A 2990-nucleotide genomic window follows, 5' to 3' on the forward strand; every position below is an offset into this window, starting at 1 on the left:
CCTCGTTCTCGCGCAGCTCCTGCACGGCCGCGTCGAGTTGCGTGCGTCCCGTCGGGTCCGGCGCGTCGGGGCCCCGGTTGGCGGGTTCGCAGCCCGCGTCGGTGCGCAGCTGGACGGACGTGGCGCCGCTGCACGCGAGGTTGACCAACCGCAGGTCCGAGCGTTCTGCGACGAGGTAGGCGAAGCCGTCCCGGTCGGTGCCCGCGGCCGCGCCGGCCGCCGCCGGTCGGTAGCCGGTGGCGTACGAGTCGCCCAACGAGATGTACACGCGTTCGGCGGGCGGCTCGCTGGTGGTCGTGGAGGGGGCGTCGCCGGTGGTGGTCGCGGAGTCGAAGGTCGGTCCCGCGGTGCACGCCCCGAGCGCCAGCAGCAGCGCTCCGATCAGCGCGGATCGCCGAAGTCCCGGCACGTGGGCCCCTTCCGGGTCGTGATGATCTCCGAGGGTACCGCGCGGCGGGGATCCGCACCGGCCGTCCACTGTGGACGGGTCGAGGTCATCGGGGGACGGTGGCGGCCCACGTCCGGATGCCGTCCAGGTGCTCCGGTCGCAGGCCGCGTCGCGGGTCGACGTGGCACAGGCAGGTGGGTACCTCCGCCCGGACCCGGTCGAACCACCCGCGCGACTCTTTTCCGGCCTCGTCGTGCTCGTCGTCCAGCCACGCCAGGGGCCGTCCGCCGGCGAACTCGGCCACCGCGCGCCACTTCCAGGGACCGCCGGGCGACCACCCGGCGTCGCGGTCGAAGTCCGCCGCCGGGAACTCGATCACGGGCAGCGCCGGCAGTCCGACGGCGGGTGCGACCAGCTCGTTCGCCAGGTGCATCCAGGTCGTGGCCCAGACCAGCTCCAGGCCCGTGTCGACGGCCAGTGCCCGCAGCAGGGCGCCGTGGTCCGGGTTGAGCCACACGCGCAGACCCTTGCTGCCGCGCGCGTCGGGGTCGGAGTGCCAGGTGTCGCGCCGGGTGAGCCTGAACGTGCGGTAGCCCTCGGGCCGGCGGTGCGGTTTCGCCGCGTACGGGTTCAGCGGTCCGTCGACGTCCAGGAGCAGCAGTCCTCGCGTCGACATGGCACCCCCGGTCTGCGGTGGACGGCTGGCGGCCCGAGATTAGCGGTGACCCCGGTGCCGGGTCGCGCGCCTTCTCCGCCAGGGCTGGACGAGTGGGGGAGTGGTGCGTCAGAGTCGTGAGCGGTGATCGGGCGGTTGGGTCACCTGACAACGTTGTCACCCAGAGAGGGCCCCTGCCGATGCCGCTCCGACGAGGCAACACGCTCCTGCTCGCCGCCGCACTCGCACTGCTCGGGGCACCGGCGGTGGCGGCGGCGCAGACCGCCGACGCCGTGGACCCGACCACCCTGGTCAACCCGTTCGTGGGCACGCAGAACTTCGGCAACACCTTCCCGGGCGTGAGCATGCCGTTCGGCATGGTCCAGGTCAGCCCGGACACCGGCGGCCAGGGCGGGTACGACTACCAGCAGCGGGAGATCCACGGCTTCAGCCAGACGCACCTGTCCGGCGTGGGCTGCGGCGTCGCGGGCGAGCTGCCCGTCATGCCGACGACCGGCCAGGTGGACAACGTTGACACCACCGGCTACCGGTCCGCGTTCTCGCACGCCGACGAGGAGGCGCGGCCCGGCTACTACCGCGTCGAGCTGTCCCGCTACGGGGTGAACGCCGAGCTGACCGCCACGCCGCGCACCGGCTGGCAACGGCACACGATCCCGGCGGGCGCGCAGGCGAACGTCCTGTTCAACACCGGCAAGGCCAACCAGCAGGTGCTCGACTCCGAGGTGCACGTCGTCGGGGACCGGACCGTCGAGGGCCGGGTGAAGGCCGGCCGGTTCTGCGCCGGGCACGACGAGCACACCGTGTACTTCACCGCCACGTTCGACCGGCCGTTCGCGAGCTTCGGCACGTGGCGCGGCACGACCCGGGCGCCGGGCGTGCCGGACGCGGCGGGCCAGGGCGGCAACGGCGCGTGGGTCACGTTCGACGCGACCGCCGACCGGGACGTGGTGCTCAAGGTCGGCCTGTCCTACACCGGGCTGGAGGGCGCGCGGAAGAACCTCGCCGCCGAGACCGGCGACTCCTACGACTTCGACGCCACCGCGGCCACCGCGCACCAGGCGTGGGTGGACCGGTTGAACGCGATCCGGATCGACGGCGGCACGCCGGAGCGGCGGACCGCGTTCTACACCGCGCTCTACCACTCGCTGCTGCACCCGAACCTGGCCGGTGACGTGGACGGCCGCTACCTCGGCTTCGACGGGCAGCCGCACACGGCGCAGGGCTTCACCCCGTACCAGAACCTGTCGCTGTGGGACACCTACCGCCCGCAGAACCAGCTGTTGGAGCTGTTGGAACCGCAGGTCGCGCGGGACGTCGCGCTGTCGGTCGTGGCGAGCGGCCGGGACGGCGGGTGGCTGCCGCGCTGGGCGCTGGCCAACAGCGAGACCAACATCATGACCGGTGACCCGGTGACGCCGTTCCTGGTCGAGGCGTGGTCCAAGGGCCTGCTCGCCGGGCACGAGGAGGAGGCGTACGAGCTGCTCAAGCGCAACGCCACCACCGTCCCGCCCGCCGACTCGCCGTACAACGGCCGGTCCGGCGTGGAGCACTACCTGGACCGCGGGTACATCCCGTCCGGCCTGGAGCTGGGGGTCGACTGCGCGCACAAGGGCGGTGACAACGACTGCGTGCACCCGGCGTCGGCCACGTTGGAGTACGCCGCGGCCGACGCGTCGCTCGCCCTCATGGCGCAGGGCCTGGGCAAGCACGACGACGCGCGCGTGTTCGCCGAGCACGGCCAGTGGTACCGCAACCTGTGGGACGCCTCGACCGGCCACTTCCGCCCCCGCACGGTCGACGGCACGTGGGTGACGCCGTACGACCCGGTGGAGGCGGGGCACCAGTTCCACGAGGGCGGCGCGTTCCAGTACCAGTGGCTCGTGCCGCAGGACCCGAACGGCCTGGTGCAGCTGATGGGCGGGCGGC

At 73.1% G+C, this 2990-nt stretch carries 2 protein-coding genes and 1 pseudogene; 1 reads left to right on the top strand and 2 read right to left on the bottom strand.

What is annotated here, in order from left to right; genetic code table 11:
- Both AB0G02_RS29040 and AB0G02_RS29045 read right to left on the bottom strand, forming a co-directional pair.
- Positions 1-409: pseudogene (locus AB0G02_RS29040) on the bottom strand (hypothetical protein); the annotation flags it as partial.
- A gap of 85 nt (positions 410-494) precedes the next feature.
- Entirely contained in the window at positions 495-1064 is a 570-nt protein-coding gene (locus AB0G02_RS29045) for an HAD domain-containing protein (RefSeq protein ID WP_360799982.1), read from the bottom strand.
- Positions 1065-1243: 179 nt separating this feature from the next.
- On the opposite strand from AB0G02_RS29045, the gene AB0G02_RS29050 reads away from it, so the two are divergent.
- Positions 1244-2990, top strand: a 1747-nt coding sequence (locus tag AB0G02_RS29050; RefSeq protein ID WP_360799985.1) for a GH92 family glycosyl hydrolase, incomplete at its 3' end; no start/stop codon positions are given.

Source organism: Actinosynnema sp. NPDC023658 (assembly GCF_040639995.1).
Taxonomy (GTDB): Bacteria; Actinomycetota; Actinomycetes; order Mycobacteriales; family Pseudonocardiaceae; genus Actinosynnema.